Origin of the sequence: Pseudomonas sp. VD-NE ins, assembly GCF_031882575.1 — a bacterium.
GTDB classification, from domain to species: domain Bacteria; phylum Pseudomonadota; class Gammaproteobacteria; order Pseudomonadales; family Pseudomonadaceae; genus Aquipseudomonas; species Aquipseudomonas fluorescens_BZ.
Genome location: NZ_CP134772.1, coordinates 272,726 through 290,210, shown reverse-complemented (window position 1 = coordinate 290,210; position 17,485 = coordinate 272,726). Strand labels below are relative to the sequence as shown.

General features: G+C 57.9%; 18 protein-coding genes. 11 read left to right on the top strand and 7 right to left on the bottom strand.

The genetic code is table 11. The features are described from left to right. Nucleotides 1-152 precede the first annotated feature (152 nt). Together cysQ and nudE are read right to left on the bottom strand one after the other, a co-directional pair. A complete protein-coding gene (gene cysQ, locus RMV17_RS01220; RefSeq protein WP_311884976.1) occupies nucleotides 153-980 on the bottom strand; it encodes a 3'(2'),5'-bisphosphate nucleotidase CysQ in 828 nt (275 codons plus the stop codon). Between the two features lie 11 nt (nucleotides 981-991). Then, a complete protein-coding gene (gene nudE, locus RMV17_RS01215) occupies nucleotides 992-1,558 on the bottom strand; it encodes an ADP compounds hydrolase NudE (RefSeq protein WP_034151897.1) in 567 nt (188 codons plus the stop codon). An 88-nt stretch (nucleotides 1,559-1,646) separates the two neighbouring features. Between nudE and yrfG the strand changes: the two genes are divergently transcribed. Continuing rightward, nucleotides 1,647-2,309: a GMP/IMP nucleotidase gene (gene yrfG / locus RMV17_RS01210; protein ID WP_034151896.1), complete on the top strand. Its 663-nt coding sequence runs from the start codon at nucleotides 1,647-1,649 to the stop codon at nucleotides 2,307-2,309. Nucleotides 2,310-2,409: 100 nt separating this feature from the next. On the opposite strand, the gene lysM is transcribed toward yrfG, so the two are convergent. Beyond that, the gene (gene lysM / locus RMV17_RS01205; protein WP_016986405.1) at nucleotides 2,410-2,850 is read right to left on the bottom strand and encodes a peptidoglycan-binding protein LysM; all 441 of its coding nucleotides are present in this window, start codon (nucleotides 2,848-2,850) and stop codon (nucleotides 2,410-2,412) included. A gap of 136 nt (nucleotides 2,851-2,986) precedes the next feature. On the opposite strand from lysM, the gene RMV17_RS01200 reads away from it, so the two are divergent. From RMV17_RS01200 to RMV17_RS01185, 4 genes are all read left to right on the top strand, one after another. Beyond that, nucleotides 2,987-3,874 (top strand): LysR family transcriptional regulator, encoded by an 888-nt coding sequence (locus tag RMV17_RS01200; RefSeq protein WP_034151895.1) that lies wholly within the window; start codon nucleotides 2,987-2,989, stop codon nucleotides 3,872-3,874. Nucleotides 3,875-3,966: 92 nt separating this feature from the next. Then, nucleotides 3,967-4,806 carry a formate dehydrogenase accessory sulfurtransferase FdhD gene (fdhD, locus tag RMV17_RS01195; protein WP_108224274.1) on the top strand — a complete coding sequence of 280 codons (840 nt, stop codon included), beginning with the start codon at nucleotides 3,967-3,969 and terminating at the stop codon, nucleotides 4,804-4,806. Continuing rightward, complete coding sequence (locus tag RMV17_RS01190; RefSeq protein ID WP_034151893.1) at nucleotides 4,803-7,151, top strand: FdhF/YdeP family oxidoreductase; 2,349 nt, start codon at nucleotides 4,803-4,805, stop codon at nucleotides 7,149-7,151. The genes fdhD and RMV17_RS01190 overlap by 4 nt, the downstream gene beginning before the upstream one ends. 290 nt (nucleotides 7,152-7,441) lie before the next feature. Then, the gene (locus RMV17_RS01185) at nucleotides 7,442-7,924 is read left to right on the top strand and encodes a glycine zipper domain-containing protein (protein ID WP_108224273.1); all 483 of its coding nucleotides are present in this window, start codon (nucleotides 7,442-7,444) and stop codon (nucleotides 7,922-7,924) included. Between the two features lie 55 nt (nucleotides 7,925-7,979). On the opposite strand, the gene RMV17_RS01180 is transcribed toward RMV17_RS01185, so the two are convergent. From RMV17_RS01180 to RMV17_RS01165, 4 genes are all read right to left on the bottom strand, one after another. After that, the gene (locus tag RMV17_RS01180) at nucleotides 7,980-8,405 is read right to left on the bottom strand and encodes an acyl-CoA thioesterase (RefSeq protein WP_034151891.1); all 426 of its coding nucleotides are present in this window, start codon (nucleotides 8,403-8,405) and stop codon (nucleotides 7,980-7,982) included. Between the two features lie 236 nt (nucleotides 8,406-8,641). Continuing rightward, complete coding sequence (locus RMV17_RS01175) at nucleotides 8,642-9,868, bottom strand: 3-hydroxyacyl-CoA dehydrogenase NAD-binding domain-containing protein (RefSeq protein WP_311884967.1); 1,227 nt, start codon at nucleotides 9,866-9,868, stop codon at nucleotides 8,642-8,644. Between the two features lie 212 nt (nucleotides 9,869-10,080). Beyond that, the gene (locus tag RMV17_RS01170; RefSeq protein WP_311884965.1) at nucleotides 10,081-12,009 is read right to left on the bottom strand and encodes an ATP-dependent DNA helicase RecQ; all 1,929 of its coding nucleotides are present in this window, start codon (nucleotides 12,007-12,009) and stop codon (nucleotides 10,081-10,083) included. 180 nt (nucleotides 12,010-12,189) lie between these two features. Next, complete coding sequence (locus RMV17_RS01165; RefSeq protein ID WP_034151888.1) at nucleotides 12,190-12,693, bottom strand: hypothetical protein; 504 nt, start codon at nucleotides 12,691-12,693, stop codon at nucleotides 12,190-12,192. Nucleotides 12,694-12,996: 303 nt separating this feature from the next. Here RMV17_RS01165 and RMV17_RS01160 point away from each other — a divergent pair, with 303 nt between their 5' ends. From RMV17_RS01160 to RMV17_RS01135, 6 genes are all read left to right on the top strand, one after another. Next, a complete protein-coding gene (locus tag RMV17_RS01160) occupies nucleotides 12,997-13,272 on the top strand; it encodes a hypothetical protein (protein WP_007917948.1) in 276 nt (91 codons plus the stop codon). Between the two features lie 95 nt (nucleotides 13,273-13,367). Then, nucleotides 13,368-14,510, top strand: a complete 1,143-nt coding sequence (locus RMV17_RS01155; RefSeq protein ID WP_034151887.1) for a hypothetical protein — start codon at nucleotides 13,368-13,370, stop codon at nucleotides 14,508-14,510. A gap of 359 nt (nucleotides 14,511-14,869) precedes the next feature. Continuing rightward, nucleotides 14,870-15,169, top strand: coding sequence for a hypothetical protein (locus tag RMV17_RS01150; protein ID WP_311884960.1), 300 nt, complete (start codon nucleotides 14,870-14,872; stop codon nucleotides 15,167-15,169). Between the two features lie 176 nt (nucleotides 15,170-15,345). Further along, nucleotides 15,346-15,507 carry a YhfG family protein gene (locus tag RMV17_RS01145; protein WP_230669414.1) on the top strand — a complete coding sequence of 54 codons (162 nt, stop codon included), beginning with the start codon at nucleotides 15,346-15,348 and terminating at the stop codon, nucleotides 15,505-15,507. A gap of 170 nt (nucleotides 15,508-15,677) precedes the next feature. After that, nucleotides 15,678-16,172 (top strand): helix-turn-helix domain-containing protein, encoded by a 495-nt coding sequence (locus RMV17_RS01140; RefSeq protein ID WP_034151884.1) that lies wholly within the window; start codon nucleotides 15,678-15,680, stop codon nucleotides 16,170-16,172. Then, the gene (locus RMV17_RS01135) at nucleotides 16,169-17,434 is read left to right on the top strand and encodes a HipA domain-containing protein (protein ID WP_311884958.1); all 1,266 of its coding nucleotides are present in this window, start codon (nucleotides 16,169-16,171) and stop codon (nucleotides 17,432-17,434) included. The genes RMV17_RS01140 and RMV17_RS01135 overlap by 4 nt, the downstream gene beginning before the upstream one ends. Nucleotides 17,435-17,485: the final 51 nt, after the last annotated feature.

The window sequence follows — 17,485 nt, the reverse complement described above, 5'->3', positions numbered from 1 at the left end:
AGGTGTCTTGCGTTATACATCGACCTGTAAGATCGCAGCGATTATGGATTCAGCAAAGTTCGACCAGGTCGGCGTTGCTCTCAAATATCCTGCGGTCAGCTCCCTCTCCTGGGGGAGAGGGCTGGGGTGAGGGCGATTGCGGATCAGCCCACTTAACCCCGCGCCAACTCCAACAATCTGGAACGCCACGCCGCCTTCGCCGGCAGCGCCAAAAAGAACTCGTTCAACAGCGATTCCCGCGCCGGATAACAGAACGCTTCTCCGCGCAGATCCAACACCTCACCGCCCGCACCTTCCAGCACACCTTGCGCAGCCGCCGTGTCCCACTGCGAAGTCGGCGCCAGTCGCGGATAGCAATCCGCCGCGCCTTCCGCTAGCAGACAAAACTTCAGCGAGCTACCAATGTTTGCCAATTGCAACTCGCCCAGACTCGCACTCAACCCCGCCAGCAAGCGCTCCTGCTCGGGACTCGAATGCCGACGGCTGGCCACCACGGTAAACGCCTCACCCGGTGCCGGCACATCACGCACCTGAATCGCAACCGGCGTGCCGTCCTTGTCGCAGCGCCACGCACCAAGCCCGGCACCTCCGACGTAATAACGACCATTGGTCGGCATCGACACCACGCCAAAAACCACGCGACCGTTTTCGATCAGCGCAATATTCACGGTGAACTCTTCGCTGCCGCTGATGAACTCCTTGGTGCCATCCAGCGGATCCACCAACCACCAGCGCTGCCAGCCGGCGCGTACGCTCTGGGGGATGTTGGCGTCTTCTTCCGACAACACCGGAATGCCCGGATCCAGCGCCGTCAGCCCGGCGAGAATCAGGTGATGCGCGGCCAGATCCGCCGCCGTCACGGGCGAGTCATCGGACTTGGCCGTGACTTCAACGCCGGAGCGCCAGAACGGCAAAATCGCCTCGCCGGCCTGCAATGCCAGCTCAACGACCGGCGCCATCAACGGGTGGGGAAACTTCATCGATATCTCACTCATGCTGGAAAGAACCCGCGCTCGGTCAGCAGATCGCGGGTCAGATACAGTGCAGCCAATGCACGGCCTTCGGAAAACTGGGGATTGAGCGCCAGCGACGACAATTCGCGCAGGTTCACCTTATCGACGCGCATCGGTTCGGGCTCGTCGCCTTCCAGGCGCTCTTCGTACAAATCGGTAGCCAGAACAACCTGGATCTTCTGGCTCATGTAACCGGGCGACAGCGACAGTTCGGTCAGATGCTCCAGTTGTCGCGCGCCAAATCCGGCTTCTTCCTTGAGCTCCCGCTCGGCTGCCGCCAATACGTCTTCGCCCGGTTCGATCAAACCTTTAGGCAAGGACAGTTCATACTCATCGGTACCGCCGCAATATTCCTCGACCAGCACTGCGTGTTCAGCATCCAGCATCGCCACGATCATTACCGCGCCGTAGCCCGCACCTTTGCCGACCAGACGCTCGTAAGTGCGTTCCACGCCGTTGGAAAAACGCAGCTTGAGTTCTTCGACGCAAAACAGACGGCTGGTGGCGACGATCTCGCGGGCAAGTACGGTGGGTTTCTGGCGCATGCAAAGCTCCTTGGCGTGAACGCGCTACTATAACGCGGCTTTCCCGATTGTTTATGTCGGATATCTTTCTACCGCTCGAGACGTTGCCATGCCTTCATTACCGTGGTCCGACATCGATACCGTTCTGCTCGACATGGACGGCACGCTGCTGGATCTGCACTTCGACAATCACTTCTGGCTGGAACACCTGCCCCAGCGTTACGCCGAACTGCACGGGGTCAGCCGGGCCATGGCCGAGATGGAGTTGCAGCCGTTGTTCGAACGGCATGCCGGCCAGTTGCAGTGGTATTGCCTGGATTTCTGGAGTGCCGAGTTGAAGTTGTCGGTGCGTGAATTGAAGCTGGAAACTGCGCACCTGATCGCCCTGCGCCCAGATGCCGATACCTTTCTGGAAGCGATCAAACGCGCCGGCAAACGGGTGATCATGATCACCAACGCGCACCGCGATTCACTGTCGCTGAAGCTGGAGCGGATCGAACTGGCGCCGTATTTCGAACGGTTGATCAGCTCCCACGATTACGGTTTCCCCAAGGAGAACCCGCAGTTCTGGGATGCCTTGCAGGCGGACATCGGCTTTGATCCGGCGCGCAGTCTGTTTATCGACGACACCTTGCCGATTCTGCGCAGTGCGCGGGAATTTGGTGTGGCGCATTTGCTGGCGGTGAAAGAGCCGGACAGCCGCAAGGGGCCAAAGGACACGGCTGAGTTTGCGGCGGTTGAGGATTACCGCAATCTGATCGCTGGTCTTTGATCTTTGTAGGAGCTGCCGAAGGCTGCGATCTTTTGATCTGGTTTTTAAAAATCAAAGTCAAAAGATCGCAGCCTGCGGCAGCTCCTACAGGGGTTTTGTGTTACTCAGGAATACGCAGTGTCTGCCCCGGATAGATTTTGTTCACATCCTTGAGCATCGGTTTGTTGGCATCGAAAATTTTCTGATACTTGTTGGCATCCCCGTACACGCGCAGAGAAATCGCGCTCAGAGTGTCACCCGACTTGACCACGACAAATTGTGCGGCAGTGACAACTGGCCCGCTGACGGTGATCTGATCATCCACGCTGCCAACACCGGCAATATTGCCCACCGCCAGCAAAATCTTCTCTTTCTCTTCCTGACTCGCGACTTCACCGGTGACGGTCACTTTGTCGCCATCCACTGTCGCCTGCACATTCGGATTGCCCAGACCGACCTTGCTGATGTGTTCCTTCAACTGCTCACTGGCATTGGCGTTGCCCGGGGTCAGCAGATCAATCAGCTTCTCACCGGCTTCTTTCACAAAGCTCAAAAGACTCATAGCGCACACTCCTTGATTTGGGTTCCAGACGTCCAAGCCTAGACCACCGCAGACAAACCCGGTTCCAAGCCGACCAATGACCCTGCCACCGCGCAAGCGGTAGAATCGCCAACCCCTGCCAGCGCCCGGAGCGAAGATGGACATCAAGCAGCTGAAATTCCTCATCGCCCTCGACGAAACCCGCCACTTCGGCCAGGCCGCCGCGCGTTGCCACATCACCCAGCCAACCCTGTCGATGCGCCTGCGCAGCCTCGAAGAAGAACTCGACCTGCCGCTGGTCAACCGGGGCCAGCGCTTCGAAGGTTTCACCGCGCCGGGTGAACGCGTGCTGGCGTGGGCACGTTCGGTGATGGCTGCCTATGACGGATTGCACGCGGAAGCGGCGGCGTGTCGCGGCAACCTCATCGGTACGCTGCGACTGGGCGTGGTGCCGCTGTCGAGTTTCGATCCGTTACCGTTGATGCAACGCCTGCATGCCGCACACCCGAACCTGCGTTTCGAAATGTCGGCGCTGAGTTCTGAGCAGATCCTCGAACATCTGGCGAACAACCGTATCGACCTCGGCGTGTCCTATCTGGATCGTCTGGATCACGAACGTTTCGAATCACTAGCCTTCAATGAAACCCGCATGGGCCTTTTGTACGACCAGCGCACCTTTACCTTCGGCGACACGCCGCTGAGCTGGGAATCGCTGATCGAACTGCCGCTGGGCATGCTCACCAGCGGCATGCACTTTCGCCAGTCCATCGACCACAACTTCCACAGCCGCGGCCTGACTCCGCAACCGTTGCTGCAAACCGACGCGGTGCATCAATTGTTACAAGCCGTACACGGTGGGTTCTGCTGCGCGATCATGCCGCTGGACGGCGGGCTTGAAAAACTCACCGACCACCTGCGCCTGCAACCCATCGAAAACGCTCAAACCCTCGCCCCGCTGGGCCTGATCATGCGTCGCGGAGCGCCACGCTCGGCGCTGGCGGAGGCCTGTTTCGCGCTGTATCGAGAATCACCAACAGCCTCTTGATCGACGGCATCTATCAATAGATCGACACTAGCGATTAGACGCGACAACTTGCCGCGCCTAGTCTTAACGTTGATCAAACCGTCGGTGATGCCATGAACGCCAAGCGCCCAGCCTGCGCGGCGCCAGCACTCGAAACGCCCGCGCCTGCCGCCAGCCAGACCTACAGTTACAGCGATTTACCCCGCGAGGAATCGGCCAGCACTGCGCTGGCCGAGGAAGTTGCGTTGGCGATCGCTTACAACGGCATCAGCCAGGCGGTGATGCTGGTGACGCCGACCGACCTTGAAGATTTCATCGTCGGCTTCAGCCTCGGCAGCGGCATCATCGAAGATGCTACCGACATCTATGACCTGCAACTGACAGGGGCCGGCTCAGCGCAATACGCGCAAGTGACCATCGCCAACCGTGCCTTCTGGAACCTCAAGCAGCAGCGTCGGCAAATGGCAGGAACCAGCGGTTGCGGGTTGTGCGGCGTTGAAGCGGTGGAACAGGCGCTGCCCGATCTTAAGGTCCTGCCCGGCGCGCCGTTGCCGCCGATTGCATGGCTGGACGGTTTGCGTCAGCGCATCGGCGCGTTTCAGCCTTTGGGTCAGCATTGCGGCGCGGTGCATGCGGCTGTGTTCATGAACGCCAGCGGCGAATTGTTGCTCGGGCGCGAAGACATCGGCCGGCACAACGCCCTCGACAAGCTGATTGGCGGGCTGATCCGCCAGAAGATATCCACAGAAGGCGGACTGGCGATCGTCACCAGCCGTTGCAGCCTCGAATTGATCCAGAAAGTCTTGCGCGCCGGCATCCAGACCCTGGTCAGCCTGTCCGCGCCAACGGGCCTTGCCGTGCAATGGGCCCGTCGACACAACCTCAATCTCATCCACCTGCCGCAGAAAAGTGCGCCGCGGGTGTATAGCCCCGCGATGGAGAATCAAGCGTGAGCCAACATCATCAAGCCGACCAGAAACCTGTCCCGCGCTATAAGCCTTACAAAGGTGCCGCCGGCGGCTGGGGTGCCCTGATCAGTGTGGCTCAGGCCTGGTTGACCAGCGACAACGCGCTGAAAAACCTGCGCATGATGCTCAAGACCAACCAGAACGGCGGCTTCGACTGCCCGGGTTGCGCGTGGGGCGATTCGCCGGAAAGCGGCATGGTCAAGTTCTGCGAAAACGGCGCGAAAGCGGTGAACTGGGAAGCCACCAAGCGTCGTGTCGATGCCAAGTTCTTCGCCAAGCACAGCGTCACGTCGCTGCTGGAGCAGAGCGATTACTGGCTCGAGTATCAGGGCCGCCTGACCGAGCCGATGGTCTACGACGCCGAAACTGATCGCTACAAGCCGATCAGTTGGGACGACGCCTACACGCTGATCGCCAAGCACCTGCAAAGCCTGCCGAGCCCGGATCTGGCCGAGTTCTACACCTCGGGTCGCGCCAGCAACGAGGCGGCGTATCTGTATCAGCTGTTCGTGCGCGCCTACGGTACCAACAACTTCCCTGACTGCTCGAACATGTGCCACGAGGCCAGTGGTGTCGCCTTGGCGCAGAGCGTTGGCGTCGGCAAAGGCACCGTGACTTTCGACGATTTCGAACACGCCGATGCGATTTTCGTCTGGGGCCAGAACCCTGGCACCAACCACCCGCGCATGCTCGAACCGCTGCGTGAAGCGGTTAAGCGCGGCGCGCAAGTGGTGTGCATCAACCCGTTGAAAGAGCGTGGCCTGGAACGCTTCCAGCACCCGCAACACCCGATTGAAATGCTCACCAACGGCGACAAGCCGACCAACACCGCGTATTTCCGTCCAGCACTGGGCGGTGACATGGCGCTGCTGCGCGGCATGGCCAAGTTCCTCCTGCAGTGGGAGCGCGATGCGCAGAAGGCTGGCGAACCTGCTGTGTTCGATCACGACTTCCTCAACGCCCACAGCGCCAACGTCCTCGAGTACCTGGGCGTGGTCGATGACACGCCGTGGGAACAGATCGTCGAGCAATCCGGCCTGACTCTTGTCGAGATCGAGCAAGCCGCGCGCATGTACGCCAAAGGCAAAAACGTGATCATGTGCTGGGCGATGGGCATCACCCAGCATCGCCATTCGGTGCCGACCATCCAGGAAATCGCCAACCTGATGCTGCTGCGCGGCAACATCGGTAAACCCGGTGCTGGTCTGTGCCCGGTGCGCGGCCACAGTAACGTGCAGGGCGACCGTACGATGGGCATCAACGAGCGTCCGCCGGTGGCGTTCCTTGATTCGCTGGAGCGACGCTTCCAGTTCAAGGTGCCGCGTCACAACGGCCACAACGTGGTTGAAGCGATCCACGCAATGGCTGAGGGTCGCGCCAAGGTCTTCATCGGTCTGGGCGGCAACTTCGCCCAAGCCACGCCGGATAGCCCGCGTACTTTCGAAGCCCTTAGCAATTGCGACCTGACCGTGCAGATCAGCACCAAGCTCAACCGCAGCCACCTGGCTCACGGTAAAGACGCGCTGATCCTGCCGTGCCTCGGTCGGACCGACATCGACATCCAGACCGAAGGCCCGCAAGCGGTCACCGTGGAAGACTCGTTCAGCATGGTTCACGCCTCCAACGGTCAGTTGCAGCCGCTGTCGAACCAGATGCGCTCCGAGCCGTCGATCATTGCCGGTATCGCTGCTGCCACACTGGGCAGCAAACCGGTGGACTGGAACTGGCTGGTGGCCGATTACGGGCGCATTCGCGAACTGATCGCCGACACCATTCCCAACTTCAAAGAGTTCAACGAGAAGATCAAGAACCCGGGCGGTTTCTACCTCGGCAACAGCGCCGGCGCACGCAAGTGGAACACGCCGTCGGGCCGGGCCAATTTCCGCGCCAACATGCTGCCGAAAGACCTGGTGCACGAACGCACCCGCGCCACCGGGCAACTGCCGGATCTGATCCTGCAATCGATGCGCTCCCACGATCAGTACAACACCACGATTTATGGTCTCGACGATCGCTATCGCGGGGTCAAGGGCCAGCGTGATGTGTTGTTCGCCAACGAGGCGGACATCATTCGTCTGGGCTTCCGGCCGGGGCAGAAGGCTGACATCGTGTCGCTGTGGGATGATGGCCGTGAGCGTCGGGTGAAGGGCTTCACCTTGTTGGCGTTTGATATTCCGGCCGGGCAGGCAGCCGCTTATTACCCGGAAGTGAATCCGCTGGTGCCGCTGGAAAGCACAGGGGATGGCAGCCATACGCCGACGTCGAAGTTCATTGCGATTCGCTTGGAGGCGGCGAGTGAGACGGGGTTGATCATGGCCAAGTCGGCTTAACACAAGATCAAAAGATCGCAGCCTTCGGCAGCTCCTACAGGAATCGATGTAGGAGCTGCCGAAGGCTGCGATCTTTTCGCTTTTGCCTTTCGAACGCCCACAAAAAAGGCCGTTTTTTCACAAAAACGGCCTGTCCGAAGTAGCTAAAGACCGGCGAAAATCGCTTAAGTTCCGCATACAAAACAGCAACTTGCAATATTGTATACAAGTCGTGTTATTCGTCGGATTTCGATTGTCACGCTTGTTACACAGCCTCAGGATCGGCGCCGTCATCCCTTTGAGGCTCATCTATGAAGTTCTCCTCGATTCTCTTGTTGTCCCTTGGCCTGGTCAGTGGTTTAGCTTGCGCAGGCGGCACCACCGAAGCAGGTGTGGGCGGCGCATTGGGCGGGGTTCTTGGCTCGGTCGTCGGTCAGTCCTTAGGCGGCAATACAGGTTCCACTATCGGCGCAGCCCTGGGCGGCGCGGGTGGTAGTGCGGTTGGCGCCGACAAACGCAGTCGTGGCGAAGCCGCCATCGGTGGTGCATTGGGCGCGGCCGGCGGTAACGTGGTCGGTCGCAGCATGGGCGGCACCACCGGCAGCCTGATCGGCTCCGCAGCAGGTGGCGGCGCCGGTGGCGCGCTGGGCAACTACATGGGTAACAAGAGCGATGACGACGATCGTCGTTACGACCGTCGCCATGATGATCGTCGCTACTACCGCGACGACCACCGTGGTCGCGGCCATGCCTATGGCCACCGCAAGCATCACAAGTATTATCGCCACCGTTAAGGCGAATGCTTGAACAAAAATCGCAGCCCGAGGGCTGCGATTTTTTTTGCCTTGGTTAAACCACCAGATGTTCAAGCGCCTCGCGCAACCGGGCAGGAATTGATACAGGTTGATTGCTCGCCCGATCGACGAATACGTGAACGAAGCGCCCGGCCGCACACGCCTCGCTTTCGCCGACCTTGAACACCGCCAATTCGTACTGCACCGAACTGTTGCCCAACTTGCCGACCCGCAGACCGATTTCGATCAGATCCGGAAAGGCGATCGAGGCAAAGTAATCACACGCCGAACTGACCACAAAACCCACCACCTCGCCGTCATGAATATCCAGACCGCCGACCTGAATCAGGTAAGTGTTCACCGCCGTGTCGAAGAAGCTGTAGTAGGTGACGTTGTTGACGTGACCGTAGGCGTCGTTGTCGTGCCAGCGCGTGGTGATGGGCTGGAAGTGGGGGTATTCGGCGCGTTGAGGGGTGGACATGGTTGGGCTGATTCTCTTGTTTTTTCAGTGAGGCTGCTTGCCCTCACCCTAGCCCTCTCCCGGAGGTAGAGGGGACTGACCGAGATGTTTTCTCGGAATACACCGACCTGAACTGTCGAGTCGAACTTACATGTTGAAAGCCACGCAGATCGGCTCCCTTTCCCCCTCGCCCCCTTTGGGGGCGGTCCGACGTTTCGGGAGGGCTGGGGTGAGGGGGATCGATTCTGGCGGCGACATCACATTTGAGCAAACCCCTTCCCCTGCGCCGCCAACTCACCAATCAACCGCGCCGGCTTCCACTGATCACCCTGCCGCGTCTCCAGCGCCAACAGCCGCTGATGAATATCCGCCAGCCCTTGCTGATCGCCCCAGGCCATCGGCCCGCCCTTCTCCGCCGGAAACCCGTAGCCGTTCAGATACACCAGGTCGATATCGTGGGCGGACTCGGCAATACCTTCCTGCAAAATCTTCGCGCCCTCATTGACCAACGCCAGCAAACTGCGCTCCAGAATCTCCTCCGGACCAATCTCGCGGCGCTGAAAGCCCAACCCTTCGCTGACCTGCAATACCAGCGCATCGACCTCAGGATCGTGCTCAGCCTGACGACTGCCCGGCTCGTAATGGTAATAACCGTTGCCAGACTTCTGGCCAAACCGGCCCAACTCGCACAAGCGGTTGTCCACCTGAACCTCTGGCGCATCCTGGCCCTTGCCGGCCAGTTCGCGGGCACGCCATTCCAGATCGATACCGACGACGTCGTACATGCGAAACGGGCCCATGGCAAAACCGAAACCCTGTAACGCCGCATCGACCTGCTGTGGATAAGCCCCTTCCAGCAACATCTTGCGCGCCTCCAGTACATACGGATGCAGCATGCGGTTGCCGATAAAACCGTGACAGTTGCCCGACACCACACTGACCTTGCCCATGCGCTTGCCCAGCGCCAGCGCTGCTTCCAGAGCGGCCGGCGAAGTCTGCGCACCGCGCACGATTTCCAGCAGTTTCATGATGTGCGCCGGGCTGAAGAAATGCAGGCCCAGCACTTGCTCCGGGCGCCGGGTCGCAGCGGCAATCGCATCGATATCCAGCGCCGAGGTATTACTCGCCAACAGCGCCTCTGGCTTGAGCAAGCCATCGAGCTCACGAAAAATCTTCTGCTTCAGCTCAAGATTTTCGTACACCGCCTCGATCACCAGATCGACATTGCGAATCGCCGCGTAATCCGCCGCCGCGCTGACCCGCGTCAAACGCGCATCCGCCTCGGCCTGATCAATCCGCCCCTGCCGCACGTTGTGTGCATAAGTCTCGGCCACTGTGGCGAGTGCCTGTTCAAGCATCTGTGGATTGTTATCCACCCACTGCACGCTCACGCCGGCATTCGCCAGGCACATGACAATGCCACGGCCCATGGTGCCCGCACCGATCACGGCTGCCTGCTGAATATCGAAGGATGTCTGGCTCATGTTGTTCTCTTGTTGGCGATCCAAAGACTGGTCTCACCATAGTCAGCCAACGACGTTTTTTGAAGTTTATTACCGTGATGATCGACATTCAGCGGATGGATGCAGCCCCAGACTTGATGACACTTAACGTAGGAGCTGCCGAAGGCTGCGATCTTTTGATCTTGAACAAATCAACATCAAAAGATCGCAGCCTTGGGCAGCTCCTACAAGGATCAGAGGTGCTCTTGCGCCCAACTGCGGACTTCGCCGTAGGGGTATTCTTCCAACGCCGAAAATCCGGGAATCGCCCGCGCCTTGAGCTTGGTGAACAACGGCACGCTGATCCCGCACAGAAACCTCGTCAGCCGCTCCGCCGTCGGGATGACCCCGGAGTGCTGCTCATGCTTGTGGATAAAATCGCCACACAGCGCCGCAAAGTTTTTATCCACAAGCGCTGGCAACTCCGGTGGTGGCGGCAACCGCGCAACCTGGCCGTGACACACCGAACAATGCCCACACTGCTGAGGTGCATTGTGATCACCGAAATACTCCGCCAGGCGATAACCCAGGCAGCGTTCGCTGGCGAACACTTCAAGCATCGCGTGGATGCGCGCCACTTCGGCCTGTTCATGCCGGGTGAAATAATCGTGCAGTTCAGCGCTCAGGGCATCGCTGTCAAAATCGCTGTTCAGCAGGCTGTAGACCTCGGTCATCTGCTTGCTTTCCAGTTCGACCCAGCCCTTTTCCTGAAAGTAATCCAGCGCCTTCACCACTCGATTGCGCTCGGCGGAATACTGCGAATACATCGCCTCGAAATTCACCGTGGCCCAGGTGCGCGCACGAGCCGAGGTCTGAATGATCGCGCCGACAAAATCCCTGCGCTCACCTTCGAAGCGCTCAAGCAGCGCTTCCGGTTCCAGCAGGTATTTGAAACGGTACTCGGCGTAATAGGCGTAGCGCGGCGCGATCAATCCACGCAGTTCCAACTGCACCAATAAGGTCTTCAGCGGCAGTGCGCGAATGTTGCTCTGATCCGCCAATGGCCCGAGCAGAAACTCCCACTGCCCTTCCGGCACCGAAGCTTTCAACTCGTCGAGTACATAGCGAATACCATCGCGCTCCGGCGTATCACCGTAGACGAAGTTTTCCAGCACGTTGAGGCTGTCGCGATTGGCCAATACCAGACAGTCCGACGGCTGTCCGTCGCGCCCGGCGCGGCCGATTTCCTGACTGTAGTTTTCGATGGATTTGGGCAGGTCGAAGTGCACCACATTGCGGATGTCACTTTTGTCGATGCCCATGCCGAATGCGATGGTCGCGACGATGCAATTGGACTGCCCGACCATGAAACGTTTCTGAATCGCTTCGCGTTTGTCGTGGGCTAAACCTGCGTGATACGCCTCAGCCTGAATGCCGTTGCGCTCAAGGTGTTCGGCAATGTGCTCGGCGGTTTTCTGCAAAGTCACGTAGACGATGCTCGGCTGCCCCGCACGCTCGCTCATCCACTCCACCAGACGCCGACGTTTGTCCTGACCGCGCACCGGTTCCACCAGCAGATTGAGATTGGGCCGGTAGAAACCGGTGGTCACCACATCGTCAGCGGCGATAGCGAACTTGGCCTGCATGTCAGCGATGACTTTCGGCGTTGCCGTCGCCGTCAGCAGCAAGGTCTGCGGGATGTTGAACTGGCGTTGGTAGTCCGGCAGCTTGAGATAATCGGGCCGGAAATTGTGGCCCCACTCCGAGATGCAATGCGCCTCGTCCACCACCAGCAACGAGATCGGCACCTGCTGCAGAAAGTTGCGGAAGCGCTCGTTCTTCAAGCGCTCCACCGAGATCATCAAAATCTTCAATTCACCCGAACGGGCACGGGCCATCACATCATTGGCGTCATCGCGGCTTTGCGCCGAATCGATGCTGCCAGCCGAGATACCGTGTCGCAGCAAAAAGGCCAACTGATCCTGCATCAGCGCCAGCAACGGCGAGACCACCAAAGTCAGGTGCGGCAGCATCAGCGCCGGCAATTGATAGCAAATCGACTTGCCGGAACCGGTGGGAAAAATCGCCGCTGCCGAGCGCCCGGCCAGCACCGCGCTGATCGCAGCCTCTTGTCCGGGTCGAAACTGTGGAAAACCAAAAACCTGTTCCAGGGTGTTGTGCATTCGCTGTCACTCCATTGACTGCTGCCATGCCAACAGCCTAGCGGGCGATCGCAGCGAGTCGAGAAAAGGTCGGGGCCAAATCGATTCGGAATGATACAGCGATTACTTGAATGTCACGGTCCCTGTAGGAGCGAGCCTGCTCGCGAAGAGGGCCTTCGGATCAACCCAGAATCCTCAGATTCAGGGACGCAAAACCGCCACCCGCAACTGCTCATTCAGCATCTGCTCATGGATATTTTGGCTCTTGCTCGCCCACAGCGCATGGGCCGGGCTGATATCGCCGGTGAACGCTGCCGCCAACTGCCGCAGGTCAGCGACGCTGCGCACACGCGGGCAGAACAGTTGTTCATCACAGTTCTGACTGGCGTTGCGATAGGTGCTCAACAACCCCTCCCAGAGGCCATCACGCACGTGGCGAATCGACTTCAATTGCACGTGGGGCACGCCGAGTCGCTGCTCAAGCCCTTCCTTATCCAGTGCTTCGCTGGCCAACAGAGCTTTGGCGAACATCAACACTTCACCGCGCGACGCCGTGTCCATGCTCGCCTGGCTGATGATTGCCTCCGGCCAATCAGTGCGATCGAGACGATCCAGCACCCATGCATTGCCAATGTCAGAGGCCATCGCCAAACGGCAAGTGCCCAGCCCGAGCAATAAAATTGCGGCCATTCGTAGCCAGTGCATACCTAATTCCCTTTAAGCGCGTGTCAGACGTTTGGAAACGCCCTACAGATTCTGGCGCGCACGATACAGCGGTTTACCGCGAATCGCCTGACAATCACGTAGGAATTATTACGCCTAAGGGTTTTGGCTTGAAAAAGCTGCGAAAACACGTAGGGCATTTCCTCAAAACACGGAAAAACCCCTACGAATGCTGTCCATTGCGTCCGTCTTGTCCCACAGAGAAACGCCCTTCTATAGTGGCCGGCGCGGCTGCAAACACTCTGCCGGCCCGCTCCAGCGCCTTCGAACAGGACATGCCTCACCATGATCAACCGCTATCGCCCACTCAAGACTTGCTACAGCGAAAACCCGGTACTGCTTATCGACAGCCACTCCAGCCAGACTGACCTGATCAATGCCGCCGATCAGCGTCTGCGCGCAGCCGGTGATTTGCTGGAAACGCTCTACTGCTTATGCTTCAAACAGGCTGACGTGAAAGATATTCCCAACATCGTCAATGCACTTTATCTGTTGGTGCAGGATGGTTGCGACTTACTTGAAGTTGCCAAACAAAAACCACCGCAAACAACATATAACTAAAGCCGCACTACAAACGCGGAAACAACACCATGCTTTATTAATACATACAACCAACATTAACTTGTTTGCTCTTACAACTAAACGAGAGCAACACAATGACAGTTCTAACTATATTTTTTTGCGGTACGGGTTCCAACAAGTTCGATACCGCTCATGAAAACTTCTGGGACGGCGAACTGGTTTCCACACTGGCTGCCAACCATACCGGCCGCGAGTTCGCCGAATGGATCGTCGTCGACGGGCCCGGCAGCGGCAACCTGCAAGCCGATGACCTGTTCACCAAAACCAAGGAATACGGCCTTACCGGCACGCTGTTTGGCAAAGGCTGGGAGGAAAACGTGCAGCATGCCCTCAATATCATCAAAGGCAAATGCGACTGGCAGCGCGAGCAACTGACCGAGACTGAATACAACCGCCTTAAAGCCGCTGGGATTCCTATTGAGGATGTAAAGGTCGAAGGTTCGTGGTTCTGGCGCAAATATAACTACGGTGATCGCAGCGTGACCCAACAGAAGTTGCAGGAACAGATCATCAAGACATTTCGCAAGGACGGTGTCATTCCCACTCAAGTCAATCTGGTGGGCTGGAGTCGCGGCGGGATAAGTTGCCATATGCTGGCCAATGCGATGTTAAATGATCCTCAACTTAACAATATTCCGGTAAATATATTCGCCCTTGATCCAGTACCGGGAATCGGCAACTTCCAGGATCAGCGCGTCAAACTCGGCGTCAACGTCAAAGAATATGTCGCCTTCTATGCACGCGATGAACGCTCCAAGGGTTTCAGCTGCGTCATTCCGCAAACCGCCACCGACACTAAAACCTGCGTCTACCCGATGGCCGGCCGCCACGCGACCATGGCCGGCAACGCCACCGCCGGCGGCGGCGTGCCCACCAGCAGCGGCGACCTGAAAACGCTGGTCGAGCCTGGCCGCATCGTCCGCCACCTCGCCGAAACCTGCCTCAAGCGCTGGGGCGTACAACTGAACAAAACCCTGAACCTGAGCGAAGCCGACCTCCTGCGCCTGACAGGCGCCATCGTCGCCGACGAAGCGCGCTACAAGCGGATGCACAGCATTTCCTACACCTACTTCACCGAACTGGATAAAGGTGAGCGCTATGTTTCGCTAGGCAACAAAGGCGTGCCGTTCACGGCGGTGAAGGGTTCGATCTACGCGCCGGCAACGGGGCTGACGACGAGCCTGTTAAACGTTGCGGAGTATCGGATTATTGGTTGATGGCGCTGGGGATGTGAGCGGACGAAAAAACCTACAGCAATAGCCTATTCGCTATTCGTCCAGTTCCTACAAGCCCAGACTCCGTTGCCGCCTATCGCGGCTTGGTAAGTCAAATCTATAGTCGTGGCTGTCGCTGCCTAATCAGCGACTCAGGCTTGGTCACCTGATGGAACACACAAACACGTCCGTTGTATGCTGCCGACACTTCAAATGTCTGCATGCTTCATGGTGACTGTGTTCGGGACGCTTTCGAGCGTGCCGGATTGTGTGTTCCTCCGGTTGACCAACCTGAACACAGTTCGCCTCCCATCGCTTGGTCACGGTGGGGATGACACTTCACGACATCTGGAATACACATTATGAAAGCATGGAACCCGCTTACCCCTGATCGCTACCGCCCACTCGAATCCAACCTCACCGATACCAAGCCTCTACTCATCGACACAGCCGCCAACCCGCAAGACATCCTCGAATGCGCCCTCCAGCGCCTGCGCGCCTCCGCCGATCTGCTACGCACCCTCTACTGCCTCAACTTCAAACAAGCCGACGTCGAAGACATCCCCCACATCACCCACGCCCTCTATCTGCTGACGCAGGATGGCTGTGACCTGCTGCAAGTCGCGCAGCAGCGGATGCTCAACTGGAAGGCTCCAGCCTGAATCGAGTGATCGTATCGCTCTTATGCACTCTGTGAGAGCGATCAAAAAAACGGTAATTAAACATGGGAGCAACCATGAGCAAATTCTTTGATGAGCTGATGGAAAGCGTTATCGAAATGGACGAGATCTTACGCAAAAATCATCGCGATTCAGACTCAAATGCTGACACGAGCGTTTTGACGTTTCAGCAAAAGCAGGCCCATTACGACAAGGTTCGCCGGTCAAACTACTTGGCTAGCCTAAGTATTGAAGGCTTTGAAACCACCCCTGCCGATGCTGAAAAGCCACTTTCCTCACGCATGGAGGTTCTCGAAAAGTACCGGCAAAAACCGGGCTGACTCGAGGAAGCGCTCACGTTTAAGTGGCAGTATTCTAGCTATACAAACCAAAAACAGATGGAATAATGCCACTTAACCTTTTTTTCAGGGATCTTGCGGCAAACAGCGTCCTTCAGCTTAAGTGCTATTATTCTGGCAGTTAAGGTTTAAAAATGAAGGAATACTGCCACATGGCCAAGAAAACAGCGCCGCTTTTGCCCTCCACTGCTCGGCTGTTGGTCGACCTTGGTGAACGACTGAAGCTGGCTCGCCTACGCCGCAAATTGACGGCCAAGCAGGTCGCCGAAAGATCAGGCATGTCGCTGACAACCTTGCGCCATCTGGAGTCAGGTGGATCAGGCGTCACCATCGGGGCTTACTTGTCGGTCATGCAGGTGCTGGGGCTGGAAAAGGATCTGAACAAACTGGCTGCATCCGATGAAATGGGTCGCCAATTGCAGGATGCGCAGTTAATGCCTGCAACACGATCCGCAGCCAAAAAAACCCAGCGAGTACGAGCAGTCAGTGCGGCAAAAAAGGGCGCATCCGAACACGCCGGGACTTCAAACGTTATCGATGCCGCCACTACCACGAAAATTCCGGCTGACTTTCCATTCAACACACACTCACTCTCCAGCCTTTTGAACACGAAGAAAAAGGCCGGCCCCCCAACAGGTGAAGAATGACGCTGATTGCTGTTTATGCAGACTGGGAATCCTTGAAAGGCGCCAGACGCCTCGGATTTCTACACGCAAGGAAAACACGCAACACCAACGTGTTCGAATTTGAGTACGACCCTAAGGCGTTGGCCGATCCCGAGTTGAGTTCCATAACTCTAGACCCGCGCATCGGCCCCTTCGAAGGCCGCCAATTCCCCGGCGAACATCAGAGCCGCTTTGGCGTCTTTGCAGACTCGAGCCCCGATCGTTGGGGCCAACTGCTGATGAAACGTCGCTTGGAAAGGGACATTCGCGACGGCTTGCTTCCCAGCAACAGCAAGTTGTTTGAATCCGATTACCTGCTTGGCGTCCACGACCTGTTCCGTGTCGGCGCCCTTCGCTACAAACTCAATGACGAAGGCAACTTCCTCGACGACCGCGACGGCGTTGCCGCCCCACCCTTTGTCGAGCTACGCGCGTTAGAGCAGGCAAGTCTCGCCCTGGAAAACGATAGGGACAACACAGCCACCGAGGGCCGCGAATGGCTAAGAATGCTCATCGCACCTGGCGGCTCGCTGGGCGGCGCCAGACCGAAAGCCAGCGTCGTCGACGAGTTCGGTCAACTGTGGATCGCCAAATTCCCAAGTACGAGGGATGACTACGATGTTGGTGGTTGGGAATTTGTAGTAAACGCTTTGGCGGTCAACTGTGGTCTGCGTGTTGCGACCGGCATGGCCCGACGCTACGCAAGCGATCACCACTGCTTCCTGGTGAAGCGTTTCGACCGAACCGCGCGCGGCGGCCGACATCACTTCGCATCAGCCATGACCATGACCAACCGCGTCGACGGCGACGACGCCTCAACCGGCGCCAGCTATCTAGAGTTGGCGGAAGTGATCATGGAACACGGCTCGGAACCCAACACCGACCTCCGCGAGCTTTGGTCGCGAATTGTCTTCAACATTTTGGTTTCCAACACCGACGATCACCTTCGCAACCATGGATTTATTCTGGATCCTGGTCGGGGATGGCGGTTGTCGGCAGCCTACGACATGAATCCGGTGGCACATGCGGATGGGTTGAAGCTGAACATCACTGATTCTGACAACGCGTTGGACTTAGAGCTAGCGAGGGAAGTCGCTGGTTATTTTCGGGTTAGCCGTGAGGATTCAGCAGACATCATTGAGCGCATTCAAGACGTGATCCGTCTTTGGCCGGAGATCGCTAATGCGCTTGGGATGTCCAGAAGTGAGCAGGAAAGGATGGCGCCTGCTTTTCGTATCTTCTAATCACCCAAAAAAAAGCCGCCCTAAAGGGCGGCTTCTTCATTCACGACAGAT

Bases quoted from the DNA above. Each gene is read 5' to 3' on its own strand.
- RMV17_RS01185 (WP_108224273.1), top strand. From the start codon at position 7,442: ATGAAGTTCTCCTCGATTCTCTTGTTGTCCCTTGGCCTGGTCAGTGGT.
- RMV17_RS01165 (WP_034151888.1), bottom strand. From the start codon at position 12,693: ATGCACTGGCTACGAATGGCCGCAATTTTATTGCTCGGGCTGGGCACT.
- RMV17_RS01150 (WP_311884960.1), top strand. From the start codon at position 14,870: ATGAAAGCATGGAACCCGCTTACCCCTGATCGCTACCGCCCACTCGAA.
- lysM (WP_016986405.1), bottom strand. From the start codon at position 2,850: ATGAGTCTTTTGAGCTTTGTGAAAGAAGCCGGTGAGAAGCTGATTGAT.
- nudE (WP_034151897.1), bottom strand. From the start codon at position 1,558: ATGCGCCAGAAACCCACCGTACTTGCCCGCGAGATCGTCGCCACCAGC.
- RMV17_RS01135 (WP_311884958.1), top strand. From the start codon at position 16,169: ATGACGCTGATTGCTGTTTATGCAGACTGGGAATCCTTGAAAGGCGCC.
- RMV17_RS01175 (WP_311884967.1), bottom strand. From the start codon at position 9,868: ATGAGCCAGACATCCTTCGATATTCAGCAGGCAGCCGTGATCGGTGCG.
- RMV17_RS01140 (WP_034151884.1), top strand. From the start codon at position 15,678: ATGGCCAAGAAAACAGCGCCGCTTTTGCCCTCCACTGCTCGGCTGTTG.
- cysQ (WP_311884976.1), bottom strand. From the start codon at position 980: ATGAAGTTTCCCCACCCGTTGATGGCGCCGGTCGTTGAGCTGGCATTG.
- RMV17_RS01200 (WP_034151895.1), top strand. From the start codon at position 2,987: ATGGACATCAAGCAGCTGAAATTCCTCATCGCCCTCGACGAAACCCGC.
- RMV17_RS01155 (WP_034151887.1), top strand. From the start codon at position 13,368: ATGACAGTTCTAACTATATTTTTTTGCGGTACGGGTTCCAACAAGTTC.
- RMV17_RS01180 (WP_034151891.1), bottom strand. From the start codon at position 8,405: ATGTCCACCCCTCAACGCGCCGAATACCCCCACTTCCAGCCCATCACC.
- RMV17_RS01170 (WP_311884965.1), bottom strand. From the start codon at position 12,009: ATGCACAACACCCTGGAACAGGTTTTTGGTTTTCCACAGTTTCGACCC.
- fdhD (WP_108224274.1), top strand. From the start codon at position 3,967: ATGAACGCCAAGCGCCCAGCCTGCGCGGCGCCAGCACTCGAAACGCCC.
- yrfG (WP_034151896.1), top strand. From the start codon at position 1,647: ATGCCTTCATTACCGTGGTCCGACATCGATACCGTTCTGCTCGACATG.
- RMV17_RS01160 (WP_007917948.1), top strand. From the start codon at position 12,997: ATGATCAACCGCTATCGCCCACTCAAGACTTGCTACAGCGAAAACCCG.